17 protein-coding genes are annotated in these 17,757 nt (G+C 70.2%); 14 read left to right on the top strand and 3 right to left on the bottom strand.

Annotated features, from left to right (window positions below):
- Positions 1–63: 63 nt before the first annotated feature.
- Together GGR64_RS06685 and GGR64_RS06680 are read right to left on the bottom strand one after the other, a co-directional pair.
- Complete coding sequence (locus GGR64_RS06685; RefSeq protein WP_184450377.1) at positions 64–627, bottom strand: DUF1415 domain-containing protein; 564 nt, start codon at positions 625–627, stop codon at positions 64–66.
- A gap of 15 nt (positions 628–642) precedes the next feature.
- A complete protein-coding gene (locus GGR64_RS06680; RefSeq protein WP_184450374.1) occupies positions 643–1,575 on the bottom strand; it encodes a LysR family transcriptional regulator in 933 nt (310 codons plus the stop codon).
- A gap of 144 nt (positions 1,576–1,719) precedes the next feature.
- Here GGR64_RS06680 and GGR64_RS06675 point away from each other — a divergent pair, with 144 nt between their 5' ends.
- The 13 genes from GGR64_RS06675 (at position 1,720) to salA (ending at position 15,686) form a co-directional block, all read left to right on the top strand.
- Entirely contained in the window at positions 1,720–2,904 is a 1,185-nt protein-coding gene (locus GGR64_RS06675) for a muconate/chloromuconate family cycloisomerase (RefSeq protein ID WP_184644715.1), read from the top strand.
- A gap of 2 nt (positions 2,905–2,906) precedes the next feature.
- Positions 2,907–3,197: a muconolactone Delta-isomerase gene (catC, locus tag GGR64_RS06670; protein WP_184450369.1), complete on the top strand. Its 291-nt coding sequence runs from the start codon at positions 2,907–2,909 to the stop codon at positions 3,195–3,197.
- Between the two features lie 78 nt (positions 3,198–3,275).
- Complete coding sequence (catA, locus tag GGR64_RS06665) at positions 3,276–4,214, top strand: catechol 1,2-dioxygenase (RefSeq protein ID WP_184644713.1); 939 nt, start codon at positions 3,276–3,278, stop codon at positions 4,212–4,214.
- A gap of 74 nt (positions 4,215–4,288) precedes the next feature.
- Positions 4,289–5,644, top strand: coding sequence for a Rieske 2Fe-2S domain-containing protein (locus GGR64_RS06660; protein ID WP_184644711.1), 1,356 nt, complete (start codon positions 4,289–4,291; stop codon positions 5,642–5,644).
- Positions 5,641–6,129, top strand: a complete 489-nt coding sequence (gene benB / locus GGR64_RS06655; RefSeq protein WP_184450363.1) for a benzoate 1,2-dioxygenase small subunit — start codon at positions 5,641–5,643, stop codon at positions 6,127–6,129. The genes GGR64_RS06660 and benB overlap by 4 nt, the downstream gene beginning before the upstream one ends.
- Before the next feature lie 25 nt (positions 6,130–6,154).
- Entirely contained in the window at positions 6,155–7,186 is a 1,032-nt protein-coding gene (gene benC, locus GGR64_RS06650) for a benzoate 1,2-dioxygenase electron transfer component BenC (RefSeq protein WP_184644709.1), read from the top strand.
- A complete protein-coding gene (locus GGR64_RS06645) occupies positions 7,183–7,956 on the top strand; it encodes a 1,6-dihydroxycyclohexa-2,4-diene-1-carboxylate dehydrogenase (RefSeq protein ID WP_184450359.1) in 774 nt (257 codons plus the stop codon). Before benC ends, GGR64_RS06645 begins: the two co-directional genes overlap by 4 nt.
- 171 nt (positions 7,957–8,127) lie before the next feature.
- Positions 8,128–9,093 carry an alpha/beta hydrolase gene (locus GGR64_RS06640; RefSeq protein WP_184644707.1) on the top strand — a complete coding sequence of 322 codons (966 nt, stop codon included), beginning with the start codon at positions 8,128–8,130 and terminating at the stop codon, positions 9,091–9,093.
- A gap of 23 nt (positions 9,094–9,116) precedes the next feature.
- Positions 9,117–10,580 carry a benzaldehyde dehydrogenase gene (locus tag GGR64_RS06635; protein ID WP_184644705.1) on the top strand — a complete coding sequence of 488 codons (1,464 nt, stop codon included), beginning with the start codon at positions 9,117–9,119 and terminating at the stop codon, positions 10,578–10,580.
- A 17-nt stretch (positions 10,581–10,597) separates the two neighbouring features.
- On the top strand, positions 10,598–11,725 hold the full coding sequence (locus GGR64_RS06630) for an NAD(P)-dependent alcohol dehydrogenase (protein WP_184450353.1): 1,128 nt from the start codon (positions 10,598–10,600) through the stop codon (positions 11,723–11,725).
- Between the two features lie 719 nt (positions 11,726–12,444).
- Complete coding sequence (locus GGR64_RS06625) at positions 12,445–13,638, top strand: outer membrane protein transport protein (RefSeq protein WP_184644703.1); 1,194 nt, start codon at positions 12,445–12,447, stop codon at positions 13,636–13,638.
- 19 nt (positions 13,639–13,657) lie between these two features.
- Positions 13,658–14,377 carry an alpha/beta hydrolase gene (locus tag GGR64_RS06620; protein WP_184644701.1) on the top strand — a complete coding sequence of 240 codons (720 nt, stop codon included), beginning with the start codon at positions 13,658–13,660 and terminating at the stop codon, positions 14,375–14,377.
- Positions 14,378–14,399: 22 nt separating this feature from the next.
- The gene (salA, locus tag GGR64_RS06615) at positions 14,400–15,686 is read left to right on the top strand and encodes a salicylate 1-monooxygenase (protein WP_184644699.1); all 1,287 of its coding nucleotides are present in this window, start codon (positions 14,400–14,402) and stop codon (positions 15,684–15,686) included.
- Between the two features lie 367 nt (positions 15,687–16,053).
- Here salA and GGR64_RS06610 read toward each other — a convergent pair whose 3' ends face one another.
- On the bottom strand, positions 16,054–16,536 hold the full coding sequence (locus GGR64_RS06610) for a YajQ family cyclic di-GMP-binding protein (RefSeq protein WP_160969280.1): 483 nt from the start codon (positions 16,534–16,536) through the stop codon (positions 16,054–16,056).
- A gap of 229 nt (positions 16,537–16,765) precedes the next feature.
- Here GGR64_RS06610 and GGR64_RS06605 point away from each other — a divergent pair, with 229 nt between their 5' ends.
- Positions 16,766–17,662, top strand: a complete 897-nt coding sequence (locus tag GGR64_RS06605; RefSeq protein WP_184644697.1) for a DMT family transporter — start codon at positions 16,766–16,768, stop codon at positions 17,660–17,662.
- Positions 17,663–17,757: the final 95 nt, after the last annotated feature.

Raw genomic sequence — 17,757 nt, 5'->3', positions numbered from 1 at the left:
AAAGGCGCGATGCGCCTCGCACCGCGGCGAATCCCGCTTTTACGAATCCCCAATCCCGAATGCCTAATCCCGGCCGTCAAGCGCCCGCTTCCAGCCCTCCAGCCCCAGCTTCTCCAACGTCTGCAGATTGCGCTCGACGATCACGTCCGCGTCCGGGAACGCGGCCACCGCGCGTTCCACGCTGTCCTCGCGCAACAGGTGCAGGGTGGGGTAGGGCGCGCGGTTGGTGTAGTTGCCGATGTCCTCCGGCGCGGTGCCGGCGAACTGGTACTGCGGATGAAAACTGGCCACCTGCAGGATGCCCTGCAGGTCCAGCGCCTCGACCGCGGCGTCGGCGTTGTCGAGGAAGTCGTTGTAGTCCAGGAAATCCTGCAGCACGTCCGGGTGCACGATCAGCGTGGTGTCGATCTGCTCGGCCGGGGTGTCGCGCAGCAGCACCAGTTCCTCGGCCAACTGTTCGAGCAGCGCCTCGGGCGTGCTCGCATCGCTGAGCACGTAGCGGATCTGCTGCTTGACGTGCACCGCCTTGGCGAAGGGACACAGGTTCAGGCCGATCACCGCGCGTTCCAGCCAGCGGCGGGTGTCGCCCAGGTAGTCGGGCGCGTCGTTGGGCGTGGGGGTCTGCATCGGTGCTGGCGTTGCCTAGGGGAGAAGAAGCAGGCGATTGTAGGCGCTGTCCAGCCAGGCCGGCCGTTCCAGATACATCTCCCGGATCAACTGCATGATCAGCGGGAGCAGGTCCGAACTGTCGTTGCGGCGGTGGCTGAGGATGATCGGCGAGGTGGCGCGTTCATCGTCGAGCAGACGGTAGTGCAGGTCGCGGCGCAGCACCCGGACCGAGGTGGGGATGACGCAAAGGCCCAGGTCGGCGGCCACCAGGCCCAGCGCGGTCTGCAGTTCGCGCACCTCCTGCACCGCCAGCGGGCGGATGCCGCGGTCGCGCAGCAGCGACAGCACCTGGTCGGCGAAGCTCGGCCGCGGTTGGCTGGGATAGACGATCAACCGCTGTGCGGTCAGCGCTTCCGGCGCCAGCGGGGCGTCGGACGTGGCCAGCGGATGGTCCATCGGCAGCGCCACTGCCAGGCGCTCCTCGCGCAGCACGAAGCGCTCCACCATGTCGTCGTCGTGGCGGATGCGACCGATGCCCAGATCGATGCGGCCGGTCTTCAGCGCCTCGATCTGCTCGCCCGACATCAGCTCCAGCAGGCGGATATCCAGGTCGGGACGCTGTTGCCGCAGGCGCCGCACCAGGGTCGGCAGGCCACCGTAGAGGGAGGAGGCGACGAAACCGATCGAGAACACGCGTTGCTCGCTGCGGCCGAGCCGGCGCGTGGCGTCCTGCATCTGTTCCACGCGCCCGAGGATCTGCAGCGCCTCTTCGTAGAGCAGCTTGCCGGCATCGGTGAGGCGGAGCGGGCGGCTGCTGCGCACCAGAAGGCGCGTGCCCAGTTGTTCCTCCAGTTGCTGGATCTGCCGGCTCAGCGGCGGCTGGGCGATGTGCAGCAGCTCGGCCGCGCGGGTGAAGTTGCGCTCGCGAGCGACGGCGACGAAGTAACGCAGTTGGCGCAGTTCCATTGTGGTCGATGTGCTCTTTGGGTATGTTGCACTGCAAAAAAGCCAGATCAAACGGGTATCGCGAGAGGAAAATACCAGAAAGGTATGATGGAAAGACCCACATAGTCTTGGACGCGCGGACGGCGGCGGCGCAGTGTTGTCCGCATGAACCCGTTGCCGCACGCCCTCCATCGCGCCGCCCCGACCATCGACCGCGTCGAGACCCTGCTGCTCGACCTGCCGACCATCCGCCCGCACCGCCTGTCGGTGGCGACCATGCAAGGCCAGACCCTGATGCTGGTGCGCCTGCACTGCTCCGACGGTGTGGTCGGCGTGGGCGAAGGCACCACCATCGGCGGCCTGGCCTACGGCGCGGAAAGCCCCGAAGGCATGAAGCTGGCGATCGACCGCTACCTGGCGCCGCTGCTGACCGGTGCCGACGCCAGCGGCGTGCAGGCGCTGATGCAGCGCATCGGCAAGCAGGTCAAGGGCAATCATTTCGCCAAGTGCGCGGTGGAAACCGCGCTGCTGGACGCGCAGGGCAAGCGCGTCGGGCTGCCGCTGAGCGAGTTGCTGGGCGGGCGCCTGCGCGAGCGCCTGCCGGTGGCCTGGACCCTGGCGTCCGGCGACACCGCGCGCGACATCGCCGAGGCCGAGCAGATGCTGGACCTGCGCCGGCACCAGGTGTTCAAGCTGAAGATCGGCGCGCGGCTGCCGGCCGAGGACATCGCCCACGTGGCCGCGATCAAGCGTGCGCTGGGTGCACGTGGCGCCGTGCGGGTCGACGTCAACATGGCCTGGAGCGAGGCCGAGGCGGTGCGTGCGCTGCCGGCGCTGGCCGATGCCGGCTGCGAGCTGGTCGAGCAGCCGGTGGCCTCGCGCGACGCGATGCAGCGGCTGATGCAGCGCTTCCCGCTGGCGCTGATGGCCGACGAGATCCTGGCCGGGCCGGAGAGCGCGTTCCTGGCCGCGCGCGCGCCGGCGGCCGACGTGTTCGCGGTGAAGATCGAGCCGTCCGGCGGGCCGATCGCCGCGCAGAAGGTCGCCGCCATCGCCGAGGCGGCCGGCATCGGCCTGTACGGCGGCACCATGCTGGAAGGGCCGATCGGCACCATCGCCTCGGCGCAGGTGTTCGCCACCTTCCCGCAACTGCAGTGGGGCACCGAACTGTTCGGGCCGCTGCTGCTCACCGAGCACCTGCTGACCGAGCCGCTGCGCTACGCCGACTTCCATCTGCATCTGCCCACCGGCCCCGGCCTGGGCATCGCGCTGGACGAGGCGCAGGTGCAGGCCTTCCGCCGCGATCGCGGCCGCAGCGTGGTGGCGATCAGCGCCGCCGCGGAGGACTGATCATGCTGTTCCACGTGACCATGGACGTGAATCTTCCCGCCGACATGCCGCCGGAGCGCGCCGAGCAGCTCAAGCGCGAGGAGAAGGCGCGCTTCCAGGAACTGCAGCGCGACGGCCGCTGGCGGCACATCTGGCGGGTGGTCGGGCAGTACGCCAACGTCAGCATCTTCGACGTGGCCGACAACGCCGAACTGCACGCGCTGCTGCTGTCGCTGCCGCTGTTCCCCTACATGCGCATCGCGGTCACCCCGCTGTGCCGCCACCCCTCGTCGCTGTACGCAGACGATCGTTAGACCCGGACCGCGGGCGCTCCCATGGTCGGGGCGTCTCAAGGCAGCCAACGCAACCAAGCGCAGAGAAGGAACACCACGATGAGCGTCAAGATCTTCGAGACTCGGCAGGTGCAGGAATTCCTGCGTACCGTCAGCGGCCTGGACCAGGCGGCCGGCGATGCGCGCGTAAAACAGATCGTGCACCGGGTGCTGTCGGACCTGTTCAAGGCGATCGACGATCTCGACGTGACGCCGGACGAGTACTGGGCGGCGATCGCCTGGCTCAACGACCTGGGGGCGGCCGGGCAGGCCGGGCTGATCTCGCCCGGGCTGGGCCTGGACCACTTCCTGGACCTGCGCCTGGACGCCATCGACGCCGCGCTGGGCATCGACAATCCCACCCCGCGCACCATCGAAGGGCCGCTGTACGTGGCCGGCGCGCCGGTGGCGCAGGGCTTCGCCCGGCTCGACGACGGCACCGACGAAAATGGCCACACCCTGATCATGCACGGCACCGTGTATGGCGCCGACGGCCAGCCGCTGCCCGGCGCCAGCGTCGAGGTCTGGCATTGCGACACGCGTGGGTTCTATTCGCACTTCGATCCCACCGGCAAGCAGGCGCCATTCAACATGCGCCGCACCCTCATCACCGACGGCAACGGCCAGTACCGCTTCCGCAGCATCGTGCCCAAGGGCTACGGCGTGCCGCCGGGCAGCCCGACCGAACGCCTGCTGTTCGCGCTCGGCCGGCATGGCCAGCGTCCGGCGCACATCCACTTCTTCATCGGCGCCGACGGCCACCGCAAGCTGACCACGCAGATCAACATCGCCGGCGATCCGCTGGTCGACGACGACTTCGCCTACGCCACCCGCGACGGCCTGGTGCCGGCGATCGTCGAGCACAGCGACCCGGCCAGCATCGCCGCCAACGGCGTGGATGGCCCGTTCGCCGAGATCGCCTTCGATTTCCACCTGACCCCGCTGGTCGACGGCGTCGACAACCAGGCCAATCCGCTGCGCCGCCGCGCCGCGGCCTGATCCCACCATCGCGTGATGCGGCCCGCGCCGTCTCGGCCACGCCGCCCGCTTCCACGCTTCCAGGAGACAACGCCATGTCCGCCGTCATCGACAAAGCGGCTGCGCTGGATGCGCTGCTCGCGCATGCCATCGAGCACGATCCCGCCGAGGGCCGGTTCCGTTGCCGCCGCGACATCTTCACCGACGCCGATCTGTTCGAGCTGGAGATGCAACACCTGTTCGAGGGCAACTGGGTGTACCTGGCGCACGAGAGCCAGATCCCGAACGAAAACGACTACTACGCCACCTATATCGGGCGGCAACCGGTGGTCGTCACGCGCGACAAGCAGGGGCAACTGCACGCGCTGATCAACGCCTGCGCCCACCGCGGCGCCATGCTGTGCCGACGCAAGCACGGCAACAAGGGCAGCTTCACCTGTCCGTTCCACGGCTGGACCTTCTCCAACAGCGGCAAGCTGCTCAAGGTCAAGGACGAGAAGACCACCCAGTATCCGCCGCAGTTCGGCAAGAACGGCAGCCACGATCTCAAGCGCGTGCCGCGGTTCGAGAACTACCGCGGTTTCCTGTTCGGCAGCCTGCGCGAGGACGTGGCGCCGCTGGAGCAGTTCCTCGGCCAGGCGCGGTTGATCGTCGATCAGATCGTCGACCAGGCGCCGCAAGGGCTGGAGGTGTTGCGCGGCAACTCCTCCTACATCTACGACGGCAACTGGAAGCTGCAGATGGAGAACGGCTGCGACGGCTACCACGTCAGCACCGTGCACTGGAACTACGCGGCCACCATGAGCCGGCGAAAGCAGGAGGGCACGCCGGCGGTGGATGCCGCCAGCTGGAGCAAGAGCGTCGCCGGCGTCTACGGTTTCGAGAACGGCCACCTCCTGTTGTGGACCAAGACCATGAACCCCGAGGTGCGCCCGGTGTACGCCCATCGCGAGGAGCTCGCGCAGCGGTTGGGTGCCGAGCGTGCCGCGCTGATCGTCGAGCAGACCCGCAATCTGTGCCTGTATCCGAACCTGTTCCTGATGGATCAGTTCTCCACGCAGATCCGCGTGATCCGGCCGATCGACGTCGACCGCACCGAGGTCAGCATCTTCTGCTTCGCCCCGAAGGGCGAAAGCGCGCAGGAGCGGACCCTGCGCATCCGTCAGTACGAGGATTTCTTCAACGTCTCGGGCATGGGCACCGCCGACGACCTGGAGGAGTTCCGTGCCTGTCAGGCCGGCTATGCGGCCACCGCCGCGCCGTGGAACGATCTCAGCCGCGGCGCGCCGCTGTGGATCGAGGGGCCGGACGACAACGCGCGGCGCATGGGCCTGAAACCGCTGCTGTCCGGCGAGCGCAGCGAGGACGAAGGCCTGTTCGTGCGCCAGCACGCCTACTGGGCGCAGGCGATGCGCGCGGCGATCGCGCGCGACCGGGCGGAGGGCGTATGAGCGTCGACTACCAGGCCATCTGCGCCTTCCTGTACCGCGAGGCGCGGCTGCTCGACGATCGCCAGTGGGACGAATGGCTGACCTTGTACGCCGAGGATGCGACGTACTGGATGCCGGCCTGGGACGACGACGACCGCCTCACCGACGACCCGCAATCGCAGATCTCACTGATCTACTACGCCGACCGGTCCGGCCTGGAGGACCGCGTGTTCCGCATCAAGACCGAACGTTCCGGCGCCTCCACCCCGGAGCCGCGTACCGCGCACCAGGTGAGCAACGTCGAGGTGCTGGCCGCGCGCGGACGCGAGATCGAGGTGCGCCACAACTTCCACACGCTCAGTCACCGCTACAAGGTCACCGACCAGTTCTTCGGCACGACCTCGCTCACCTTGCGCCAGGAGGGCGATGCGCTGCGCATCGCGCGCAAGACCATCGTGCTGAAGAACGACTACATCCGCCAGGTCGTCGACATCTATCACGTCTGACCGGGCCGCACCGCGAGCAACCGCCATGTCCTATCGCATCGCACTGAACTTCGAAGACGGGGTCACCCGCGTGATCCACTGCACCGCGGGCGAAACGGTGCTCGATGCCGCGTTCCGCCAGCGGATCAACCTGCCGATGGATTGCGCCGACGGCGTGTGCGGCACCTGCAAATGCCGCGCCGAAAGCGGGCGCTACACGCTCGGCGAGGACTACATCGAGGACGCGCTCAGCGCCGGGGAGGCCGCCGCCGGCCTGGTGCTGACCTGCCAGATGCGTCCGGATTCCGACTGCGCGCTGGCGGTGCCGGCGACGTCGGCCGCGTGCAAGACCGGCAGCGTGCCGTTCCAGGCGACGCTGGCGTCGGTGCGCGCGCACGCCGACGCCGCCCTGGAGCTGACCCTGCAGCCGGTCGGCGAGGTTCCCGACTTCCTGCCCGGCCAGTACGTCAACATCGCCGTTTCCGGCAGCGGACAGGCCCGCGCCTACTCGTTCAGTTCGCCGCCTGGCGCTTCCGAACTGACGTTCCTGATCAAGCGCGTCCCTGGCGGATTGATGAGCGCCTGCCTGGATGCGGCCACGCCGGGACAACGGTTCGATCTGAGCGGCCCGCTGGGCAGTTTCTATCTGCGCGAGGTGACGCGGCCGCTGCTGATGCTGGCCGGCGGCACCGGCCTGGCGCCGTTCCTGTCGATGCTGGCGCAACTGGAGGCCAGCGGCTGCGCGCAGCCCGTGCACCTGGTGTATGGCGCCACCCGTGGCGCGGACCTGGTCCTGGTCGAGCGCCTGCAGGCGCTCGCCGAACGCGTGGCCTGGTTCGACGTCACCACCTGCGTGGTCGATCCGGCGGCCGGCCACCCGCGGACCGGCTACGTCACCGATCACCTGCCGGCGCAGGCGCTGCACGACGGCGATGTGGACGTCTATCTGTGCGGCCCGCCGCCGATGGTCGAGGCGGTGCGTGCGCACTTCCAGCAGCGTGGCCTGGTGCCGGCCAACTTCCACTGCGAGAAGTTCGTCGCCAACACGGCGGCGCCGGTCCAGGAGCGCGCCGCGTGAGCCCGCGCTTCGCCGGCAAGGTGGTGGTGGTCACCGGCGCCGCGCAAGGAATCGGCCGCAGGGTCGCCGAGCGCGCCGCCGCCGAGGGCGCGCGGCTGGTGCTGGTGGATCGCGCCGAGCACATCGTCGAACTGGAGCAGGCGCTGGCGCCGGCGGAGGCGGCGACGCTGGTGGCCGACCTGGAGGACTACGCCGAGAACCTGCGCGCCATGGCGTTCGCGCATGCACGAATGGGGCGGATCGATGTGCTGGTCAACAACGTCGGCGGCACCATCTGGGCCAAGCCCTACGCGGCCTACGCGCCGGACCAGATCGAAGCCGAAGTGCGGCGTTCGCTGTTTCCCGCGCTGTGGGGATGTCGGGCCGTGCTGCCGTATCTGATCGAGCAGGGCGGCGGCGCGATCGTCAACGTCTCTTCCATCGCCACCCGCAGCATCCACCGCGTTCCCTACGGTGCCGCCAAGGGGGGAGTCAACGCGCTGACCGCCTGCCTGGCGTTCGAGTACGCAGGGCAGGGGATCCGGGTCAACGCGGTCGCGCCGGGCGGCACCGACGCACCGCCGCGGCGGGTGCCGCGCAATGCCGAGCCGCAGAGCGCGCAGGAGCAGGCGTGGTACCAGGACATCGTGGCGCAGACGCTCGATTCGAGCCTGATGAAGCGCTACGGCACGCTCGACGAGCAGGCCGCGGCGATCCTGTTCCTGGCCTCGGACGAGGCCTCCTACATCACGGGCACCGTGCTGCCGGTCGGCGGAGGCGACCAGGGATGAGGCGCGCGGGCGATCGTCCGTGCGTTGGCGTTGTCCCGCGTCTTCGCCTGGTCCGAGCCGTCTGCCATGCCGTCTCGCGGGCGGACGCCGGCAGCCCGGTCCGCATGCGCACCGCCGTGCACCGGCCCTGACGTCCCGCCGCACCACCCCATCCCCCTGGAGTCTTCATCGATGCAGACCATCCCGTTCGATCCTGCGCGGCTGGCACCGGAGGTGCTGGCGGTGCTGCAGGGCATGGCCGCCGCCGGCGTGCCTGCCCTGGAGACGTTGCCGATCCCGCTGATGCGTCAGGCCTACGCACAGATCGGCGCATTGCTGGGAGGCACGCCGTTGCCGATGGCCGACGTCCGCGGCCTGCATGCGCAGGGGCCGGCCGGCGCGATCCCGCTGCGCCTGTATCGTCCCGAATCCGCCAGCACCGGCCCGGCCATCGTCTATGCGCATGGCGGCGGCTGGACCGCCGGCGATCTGGATACCCACGACAAGATTTGCCGGCGATTGGCGCAGGCGGCCGGTTGCGCGGTCGTGGCCATCGGCTATCGGTTGGCACCTGAGCATCCGGCACCGGCCGGGCCGCAGGACGTAGTGGCGGCCATTACCTGGCTGGCGGCCAATGCCGACGGGCTTGCCATCGATCCCGCGCGGCTGGCCGTGGCCGGCGACAGCGCCGGCGGCAGTCTGGCAGCGGTGGCATGCCAGCAGTTGCGTGGCAGTGCGGTGACGCTGCGCGCGCAGGTGCTGTTCTATCCAAGTACGGATCTGTCGCCAGCGGCGCGGGAATTTCCGGCGCGACACGAGAACGCCGCGATGCCGCCACTGACCCTGGCGACCATGCAGGCGATGGTGGCGCCGTTCGTGGAGGGCTTCGATCCAAGCGATCCGCGGGTGTCGCCGTTGCGTGAGGCGGACCTGCGCGGCCTGCCGCCGGCGCTGATCTATACCGCTGCCTGCGACGTGCTGCGCGATGACGGGCGCTTCTACGCCGAGTCCCTGCGCGCGGCCGAGGTGCCGGTGGACTATGTCGAACTGCCGGGCATGGTGCACGGCTTCGTCGAAATGGCCGGCGTGCTGCCGGCGGCCGTACACGCGCTCGAACACGCCGCGGCGTTCCTGCGCGAGCGGCTGGCACGCCCCTGAACGAACGATCCCGAGGAACGACCATGACGGAAGATGCATTGCTGCAAGACGATGCCTGGCAGGCCGCCTTGTTTACCGGCCAATGGCAGGCGAGCGACGCCAGCGCTGCGGCGATCGAGCCGGCCACCGGCAAGGAACTCGCGCGCATCGGCCTGGCCTGGCCGGCGCAGATCGCCGCCTCCGCGGCCTCCGCCGCGCAGGCGCAGCGCGGTTGGGCCGCGGCGCCGTATGCGCAGCGCGCCCAGGTGCTGCGCGAGGCGGCGAGGCTGGCCGAACGCCACCAGCAGGAGATCGCCGGCTGGCTGGTGCGCGAAAGCGGCTCCACCCAGGACAAGGCCGGCTTCGAGGCGAGCCTGTGCGCGAGCGCGCTGCACGAAGCGGCGGCGCTGCCGTCGCGCAGCCAAGGCGAGGTGCTGCCATCGGCTCCGGGGCGGCTGAGCGTGGCGCGACGGCGTCCGCTCGGCGTGGTCGGGGTGATCGCGCCGTTCAATTTCCCGCTGTACCTGGCGATGCGCGCCGTGGCCCCGGCGCTGGCGCTGGGCAACGCGGTCGTGCTCAAGCCCGATCCGCGCACCGCGGTCTGCGGCGGTGTGGTCATCGCCCGGCTGTTCGAACGGGCCGGTCTGCCCGCCGGCGTGCTGCACGTGGTGCCCGGCGACGGCGCCGCCGGGGCCGCACTGACCGCGGACCCGCACGTGGCGATGATCCAGTTCACCGGTTCCACCGCGGCCGGACGCAAGGTCGGCGAGGCCGCCAGCCGGCACCTGAAGAAGGTCTCGCTGGAACTGGGCGGCAAGAATTCGCTGATCGTGCTCGACGATGCCGACCTCGATCTGGCGATCGCCAACACGGCCTGGGGCGCGTATCTGCACCAGGGACAGATCTGCATGTCGACCGGGCGGGTGCTAGTGCAGCGCGCGCTCTATCCGCGTTTCGTGGAGCGCCTGGCCGCCAAGGCCGGGAGCCTGCGCGTGGGCGACCCGGCCAGCGGCGAGGTCGCGCTCGGGCCGCTGATCAACGCCGCCCAGCGCGACCATGCCGCGCGGTTGGTGGCGGATGCCTGCAAGGCCGGCGCCACCCTCGCGGCCGGCGGCGGCTACCGCGACCTCTTCTTCGAACCCACCGTGCTCAGCGATGTCCGGCCGGACAATCCCGCCTTCCGCGAGGAGATCTTCGCCCCGGTCGCGGTGGTGGTGCCGTTCGAGACCGACGCCGATGCCATCGCCCTGGCCAACGACACCGAGTACGGCCTGTCGATGGCGGTGATCTCGGCCGACGTCGGCCGCGCGCTGGCGCTGGGCGAACAGCTGCGCACGGGCCTGCTGCACATCAACGACCAGACCGTCAACGACGAGGTCATCAATCCGTTTGGCGGCGTCGGCGCGTCGGGCAACGGCAGCAGCATCGGCGGTCCGGCCAATTGGGAGGAATTCACCCAATGGCAGTGGTTGACCGTCAAGGGCACTGCGCCCGCCTACCCACTTTGACCGCCAGGAGACGTGCCATGCATGCAGCAACCGACAAGCTCCAGATCACCGTGGCCGTGGCGCACGCGCCGCAACAGCCGTTCACCATCGAACAGGCGCGCATCCGCGCGCCGCAGGACGACGAGGTGCTGGTGCGGGTGGTGGCCACCGGCCTGTGCCATACCGACCTGATCGTGCGCGATCAGTACTATCCCGTGCCGCTGCCGGCGGTCCTCGGCCACGAGGGCGCCGGCGTGGTCGAGGCGCTCGGGCCCAACGTCAAGGGCTTGCAGGTCGGCGATCATGTCGTGCTGACCTACGGCGCGTGCGGCCACTGCAATCCCTGCACGGGAGGCCACGCCGCCTACTGCCAGGAATTCTTTCCGCGCAACTTCGGCGGGGGCGACGCGCACGGCCATACCGCCATCGAAGATCTGCACGGCCAGCCGCTGCACGACCACTTCTTCGCCCAATCCTCCTTCGCCACCTATGCGCTGGCGCGCGAGAACAACGCCATCAAGGTGGCACGCGAGGCGCCGCTGGAACTGCTGGGCCCGCTCGGCTGCGGTATCCAGACCGGTGCCGGCGCGGTGATCAACGCGCTGAACGTGCGGCCCGGCAGCAGCTTCGTGGCGATCGGCGCCGGCGCGGTCGGACTCAGCGCGGTGATGGCCGCGCGCGTGGCCGGCGCCGCCTGCATCGTCGCCGTGGACGTGGTGCCCTCGCGGCTGGAGCTGGCGATGGAGGTGGGCGCGACACATGTCATCGACAACCGCGAAGGCGATCTGGTCGAGGCCGTGCGCGCGATCACCGGCGGAGGCGCGGACTTCGCGCTCGAATCCACCGGGCGCCCGGAGCTGCTGGAGCTTGGCATCGAGGCGTTGGGCGGTCTCGGTACGATCGGCGTGGTGGGCGCGCCCAAGCTGGGCACCAAGGCCGGTTTCGACGTCAACAATCTGCTGCTGGGCGGACGCAGCATCCGCGGCATCGTGGAAGGCGACAGCGTGCCGCAGGTCTTCATTCCGCAATTGGTGACGCTGTATCAGCAGGGGCGCTTCCCGTTCGACAAGCTGGTGAAGTTCTATCCGTTGGCGCAGATCAACCAGGCCGCCGCCGACAGCAGCAGCGGCATCACCCTGAAGCCGATCCTGCGCATGGCGTCCTGAGCCGGTCGCCCGCGGCGGCGGCACCGCCGCCACGACCTGCGCGGCGGCGCCAGCGCTGTCCGCCGCGTCCTGATACGCGCCTGCACGATGCCGTCTGCGTCGTGCAGGCGCGTTTTGCTTTCTGGCCATGCTTGCGTCCGAGTGCCGCGTTGTGCAATTCGGCAGCGTCGGCATCTCGCGATCCGGCGCTGCCTGTCGCCCCGCCTGGTGGGCGCCGCCCGCCGCTGCCCCGCGAGCCCGCTGCACTGGCGTCATTGCGCGATTCGCACCGGGCGAGGCGCACATGCACGGGCGGCGATGAACGCAATGCGCGTGTCGCGCACGCATTGATGCACTGCGGAAGATGCAGTGGATTCGGGCCTTGCGCGACGAACATACCGGCAGAGTATCGAGCGAGACTGCGATGGTCTTAGACGCCCGGTCCGATCGCGCGCAGTGTCGATGGCATGAACCGCACGCCGCGTCCCACCGACCCCATCAGCCGACCCGTGACGTGGCGCTGGCGCGCGGCGCATGCGGCGCGCGGCCGCGGCGACACACTGCGGCGATGCGCCGATGGCGCGGAAGCGATCCGTCGCCGTCTTCGATCGGCGCGCGCCGAACCGCGAGCACATCCACGTTCGATTTCCGCTGCCGCCGCGTAGGCGACGGCACGCACCCCCGCGCGCCGCCGGCCGGCGGCACGCATCCACGCATCGGCTCGGAGGGAGGGCCCGATCATGCAGCAGTTCCGACATCCATCGCGTCGCACGACGCAACGCCACTTCAAGCAGCGCTGGACCACGCTGCTGTGGACCATGGCGGCGGTTTCCGGCGGCGCGGCCGCCAACAACGGCGTGGCCTTGCCCGGCTACGGCGCGCAGACCCAGGGCCTGGCCGGCACCTCGATCGCCTTGCCGCTGGATGCGGCGGCGTCGGCCAACAACCCGGCCGGCATGGGCGCGGTCGGCGACCGTGTCGATGCCGACCTCACCCTGATCTCCGCGCCGGTGCGCAGCCAGGTCGGCGCTGCCCGCTATAAGGACGATGCGCTGGTCCCGGTGCCGACCGCCGGCTACAACCGCCAGCTCAACGACGACCTGAGCCTGGGCGTGTCGGTGTTCGGGCATGGCGTGGCGCTGGACTATGGCGCCCCGGTCTACGGCAGCCATGACACCCTGTCCAAGCTGCAGCAGGTGGTGCTGGCGCCGACCCTGGCCTGGCGTGTGGGCGAGCACCAATACCTGGGCCTCTCGCCGCGGCTGGCCTATCAGCGCCTGCACATCGCCGGCCTGGAAGGCATCGGTTTCCAGTCGGCCGGTGCCGACACCGCGTACGGCTATGGCATGGCGCTGGGCTGGTACGGCCAGTTGGCGCCGGGTTTGAACGCGGGAATTACCTGGTCCAGCCGCATCCGCTTCGGCCGCCTGCAGCGCTACCGCGGGCTGCTGCCGGAAGGCCGCCTGGACCTGCCGCAGCAGGCCGGCGCCGGCCTGGCCTGGCAGCCCACCGCGGCACTGACACTGGCCGCCGATTGGCTGTGGATCGACTGGTCCGGCGAGCGCGCCTACGGCAATCGCATCGACCAGGGTGGCGCGCTCGGCGATGCGGACGGCCCCGGCTTCGGCTGGCGCAGCCAGCGCGTGTTCCGGCTTGGCGCCGACTACCGCCTCGACGATGCGTGGTCGTTGCGGCTGGGCTACTCGCGCGCCAGCCGCCTGATCCCCGACAGCCAGGCGCAACTGGCCGTGCTGGCGCCGCTGGCGCAATACCGCCACTACGCGTTGGGCGCGACCTGGCGGCTGTCGCCGCAGCTGTCGCTGACCGGCAGCGTCACCCACGCGCCGGGCGGCGCGGTCGCCAGCGGTGGCGTGCAGGCCGGGACCCGCGATCTCACCTACTTCAATCTCGGCATCGGCTGGACCTTCCGCTGAGCCTCACGGAGACGACTCCATGCAAACCTATCTGTTGCTGCACGGTTCTTGGCATGACGGCCACGCCTGGGATGGCGTCGCCGAGCACCTGCGCGCGCACGGTGCGCAGGTGCATGCGCCGACCATCGCCGGGCATGGCGCCGGCGCCGACAGGCGCGTCTCGCACGCCGACTGCGTGGCCTCGGTGGTGGACTACGTGCGCCGCCACGATCTGCGCGACCTGGTCGTGCTCGGCCACAGCTGGGGCGGCAGCATCGTGCAGCGCCTGGCGGAAGAGGAACCGGAACGCTGCAAGCGCCTGGTGTTCCACAACGCCTTCGTGTTGCGCGACGGCGAGGCGCTGTTCGACCTGCTGCCGTCGCACTACCAAGCGCTGTGGAAGAACGCGGTCGATGCCGACGGCGGCATCATGCTGCCGTTCCCGATCTGGCGCGACGGCTTCATCGGCGACGCCGACCTGGCGCAGGCGCAGCAGGCCTACGCGCAGCTGAGCCCGACCCCGGCGCGCAGCCATTTCGACGCGGTGCCGCTCAAGCGCTTCCACGAACTGCTGATCCCGCGCAGCTGGCTCTACGCCACCGACGATGTGGCGCTGCCGCCGGGCGAGTACGGCTGGCATCCGCGGCTGAGTGCGCGCCTGGGCGCCTATCGCCTGGTCAGCCTGCCGGGCAGCCACGAAGTGTGTTTCAGCGCGCCCGCGCGGCTGGCCGAAAAGATCCTGCTGGCCGGCCGCGACTGACCTTCCCAACCGGAGACTCCAGATGAACCCTGCATCCCCCCTGCGCATCGGCATCGTCGGCGGCGGCATCGCCGGCGTCGGCCTGGCCCTGGGCCTGTGCCGCCACCGCCATCTCGACGTGCAGTTGTTCGAATCGGCGCCAGCCTTCGGCGAAATCGGCGCCGGCGTCTCGTTCGGTCCCAACGCGGTGCGCGCGCTGGCTGGCCTGGGCATGGGCGAGCCCTATGCCGAACTCGCCGACCGCACGCCGGCACCGTGGCAGGACGTGTGGTTCGAATGGCGCCGCGGCGAGGACGCGCGGCTGCTGGGGCAGACCCTGGCGCCGGGCGTCGGCCAGTCCTCGGTGCATCGCGCTGACTTCCTCGACGCGCTGGCCACGCGCCTGCCGTTCGGGCTGGCCCAGTTCGGCAAGCGCGCGGTCGCTGTGGAGCAGGATGCCGACGCGGCGCGCGTGCGCTTCGCCGACGGCAGCCAGTACGAAGGCGACGTGCTGATCGCCGCCGACGGCATCAAGTCGGCCTTGCGCGGCGAGGTGCTGCGCGCGCTCGGCCACGCGCCGGCGGAGCCGCGCTTCACCGGCACTTGCGCCTATCGCGGCCTGATCGACGCGGCGCGGTTGCGCGCCGCCTTCGCCACGCGCGGTGTGGACGCGCACCTGGTCGACGTGCCGCAGATGTTGCTGGGCCTGGACGCGCACATCCTCACCTTCCCGGTGAAGCAGGGCCGGCTGATCAATGTGGTCGCCTTCGTCTCCGACCGCAGCGACCCGGCGCCGCAGTGGCGTACCGGCCAGGCCTGGGTGCGCGAGGCCAGCCGTCGCGAGATGCTGGAGGCGTTCGCGCACTGGGGCGAGGCGGCGCGCACTTTGCTGGAGTGCATCGACACGCCCACGCACTGGGCGCTGCACGATCTGGCCGAGTTGCCCGGCTACGTGCACGGGCGGCTGGCGCTGATCGGCGATGCCGCGCACGCGATGCTGCCGCACCAGGGCGCCGGCGCCGGGCAGGGCCTGGAAGACGCCTATCTGCTGGCGCAACTGCTGGCCACGCCCGGCCTGACCCGCGGCGATCTGCCGGCCCTGCTGCAGGTCTACGAGCGCCTGCGCCTGCCGCGCGCCTGCCGCGTGCAGCGCACCTCGCGCGAGGCCGGCGAGCTGTACGAGCTGCGCGATCCGCAGGCCGGCGCCGACGATACGCGGCTGGCGCAGACGCTGGCGCAGCGTTTCGACTGGATCTGGACGCACGACCTGGAGGCCGAAGTGGAGCAGGGGCGGCGGATGCTGGTCGCGGGCGTCACCGCGGGCGCCTAGCCCAGGACTGCGGCGCGCGGCGTTGAGCGTCCGCGGCCCGGAGGCGGCGTCGTATCGACGCGTCGCGCTGCGCCGTGCATCGCCTTTGCACGCATCGCGACGCCAGGAGGCGTCCCGGTTGCCACGCCGGGACGCCCACGCCTGCGCTGGCCGGATGGCGTGCGCAGGTCGCGGCATGGCGTACTTGAGACATGGCGTACCGGCCATTCCGCCGCGCGGCCCCGGCGATGCGATCGGCGGTGTGTGCATTCGCGCCGCATGCGAAGAGATCGTGCGGTCGGGTGCAACGCGACCAGTCGCAACGCGGTGCCCCATGCGCCCTCGGACTGATATGGCGATGAGGCGCGAAGCGTTTGTTCGGCCCGCCTCAGTCGCGGAAGTTGTCGAACTGCAGCGGCAGCTCGAAATCGCTCTTCTTCAGCAGCGCGATCGCGTCCTGCAGGTCGTCGCGCTTCTTGCCGCTGACCCGCAGCTTGTCGCCGTTGATCTGCGCTTCCACCTTCAGCTTGGCCTCCTTGAGCGAGGCCACGATCTTCTTGCCCAGCTTCTGCTCGATGCCCTGCTTGACGGTGATCTTCTGGCGCGCGCCGGCCAGGTTGGTCTCCACGTCGCCGAACTCCAGGCAGCGCACGTCGATGCCGCGGGCCAGCAGGCGCGCGCGCAGGATGTCGGTCATCTGCTTGACCTGGAAATCGCTGGGCGCGGACTGCGTGATGACCTGGTCGTCCAGTTCGAACTTGGCCTCCACGCCCTTGAAGTCGAAGCGCGTCGACAGCTCGCGGTTGGCCTGGTCGACGGCATTGGTCAGTTCGTGCTTGTCGACTTCGGAAACGATATCGAAGGAAGGCATGGGCGGGTCCTCGGCAAAGATGCCTATCGTAGAACGTGCGGGCGGCGCGTGGGGACGTGCATGTGCGCAATGCCGTGCGTTGGTCGGTGCCGCGCGTCGCGACTGAAGGCGCTTCCACAGGAGGCGACATCGACCGGCACGCCGGCCGGAGCCATGTGGGAGGGACTTCAGTCCCGACGCGATGTCCTCCGGCACCACGCCCAGCGCCGATCGCGGCGATAATGCGCCGATGCCCACCTCCCGCTCCAATGCCGCCGCCGCCGCGTGGATGATCGCCGCCGTCGCGTTCTTTTCGCTCATGGATGCGTCCATGAAGCAGCTCAGTGAGCACTATCCGGCGCTGCAGGTCGCGGCGCTGCGCGGCGGCGCCTCGCTGCCGTTCGTGCTGGTGTGGGTGCTGGCCAGCGCCGGGCCGCGCGCGATCTGGCCGGTGCGCTGGGGCTTGCACCTGCTGCGCGGGGTGCTCGGCATCGCCATGATCGGCTGCTTCGCCTGGGCCTTGCGCAGCCTGCCGCTGTCCACCGCCTACACCATCTACTTCGTCGCCCCGCTGCTGGTGGCGGCGCTGTCGGTGCCGCTGCTCGGCGAGTACGTGGGTCCGCGGCGCTGGGCGGCGATCGGCGTCGGCCTGGTCGGCGTGCTGGTGGTGCTGCGCCCCGGCATGGATGGGTTCGTCTCGCTGCCGGGGCTGATGGTGCTGCTGGCGGCCGTGGCCTATGCGGTCGCCTCGGTGCTGGTCAGCCTGCTGGCGCGCACCGACACGTCGCAGTCGCTGGTGGTGTGGTTCCTGCTGATCATGGCGCTGGGCGCCGGCGCGTTGGCGCTGCCGGACTGGACCCCGCTGCGCCCGGCCGACACCGGCTGGATCGCCGGCATGGGCCTGGCCGGGGCGCTGGGCCAGGTGGCGCTGACCCAGGCGTTCCGCCGCGGCGACGCCTCGCTGGTCGCGCCGCTGGAGTACAGCGGCCTGCTGTGGGTGATTCCCTGGGACTGGCTGCTGTGGCGCAAGCTGCCCGATGTCTGGACCTGGGTGGGCGGGGCGATCATCGTCGCCAGCGGCCTGTACCTGCTGCACCGCGAGCGGATCCGCGCGGTGGCGCATCCGCCGCCGCAGGCGCGGCCGTAGTCGTAGCCGGCTGCGATGCGCGCCTACGTTAGAATCGAATGGAATAACGCACGCCATCCTGGCCTGCTAGGCTTTGCGCCCCCTGTCGCTGCCGG

This window comes from Xanthomonas sp. 3307 (assembly GCF_014199735.1).
Taxonomy (GTDB): Bacteria; Pseudomonadota; Gammaproteobacteria; order Xanthomonadales; family Xanthomonadaceae; genus Xanthomonas_A; species Xanthomonas_A rydalmerensis.
The sequence above is the reverse complement of the archived record's forward strand: the minus strand, read 5'-3'. Positions and strand labels throughout refer to the sequence as shown.

Excerpts from the sequence above, each read along its gene's own strand:
- benB (WP_184450363.1), top strand. The coding sequence starts at position 5,641 with ATGAGCGTCGACTACCAGGCCATCTGCGCCTTCCTGTACCGCGAGGCG.
- GGR64_RS06680 (WP_184450374.1), bottom strand. The coding sequence starts at position 1,575 with ATGGAACTGCGCCAACTGCGTTACTTCGTCGCCGTCGCTCGCGAGCGC.
- GGR64_RS06630 (WP_184450353.1), top strand. The coding sequence starts at position 10,598 with ATGCATGCAGCAACCGACAAGCTCCAGATCACCGTGGCCGTGGCGCAC.
- GGR64_RS06640 (WP_184644707.1), top strand. The coding sequence starts at position 8,128 with ATGCAGACCATCCCGTTCGATCCTGCGCGGCTGGCACCGGAGGTGCTG.
- catC (WP_184450369.1), top strand. The coding sequence starts at position 2,907 with ATGCTGTTCCACGTGACCATGGACGTGAATCTTCCCGCCGACATGCCG.
- catA (WP_184644713.1), top strand. The coding sequence starts at position 3,276 with ATGAGCGTCAAGATCTTCGAGACTCGGCAGGTGCAGGAATTCCTGCGT.
- GGR64_RS06685 (WP_184450377.1), bottom strand. The coding sequence starts at position 627 with ATGCAGACCCCCACGCCCAACGACGCGCCCGACTACCTGGGCGACACC.
- GGR64_RS06660 (WP_184644711.1), top strand. The coding sequence starts at position 4,289 with ATGTCCGCCGTCATCGACAAAGCGGCTGCGCTGGATGCGCTGCTCGCG.
- GGR64_RS06625 (WP_184644703.1), top strand. The coding sequence starts at position 12,445 with ATGCAGCAGTTCCGACATCCATCGCGTCGCACGACGCAACGCCACTTC.
- benC (WP_184644709.1), top strand. The coding sequence starts at position 6,155 with ATGTCCTATCGCATCGCACTGAACTTCGAAGACGGGGTCACCCGCGTG.
- GGR64_RS06610 (WP_160969280.1), bottom strand. The coding sequence starts at position 16,536 with ATGCCTTCCTTCGATATCGTTTCCGAAGTCGACAAGCACGAACTGACC.
- GGR64_RS06675 (WP_184644715.1), top strand. The coding sequence starts at position 1,720 with ATGAACCCGTTGCCGCACGCCCTCCATCGCGCCGCCCCGACCATCGAC.
- GGR64_RS06605 (WP_184644697.1), top strand. The coding sequence starts at position 16,766 with ATGCCCACCTCCCGCTCCAATGCCGCCGCCGCCGCGTGGATGATCGCC.
- salA (WP_184644699.1), top strand. The coding sequence starts at position 14,400 with ATGAACCCTGCATCCCCCCTGCGCATCGGCATCGTCGGCGGCGGCATC.
- GGR64_RS06620 (WP_184644701.1), top strand. The coding sequence starts at position 13,658 with ATGCAAACCTATCTGTTGCTGCACGGTTCTTGGCATGACGGCCACGCC.
- GGR64_RS06635 (WP_184644705.1), top strand. The coding sequence starts at position 9,117 with ATGACGGAAGATGCATTGCTGCAAGACGATGCCTGGCAGGCCGCCTTG.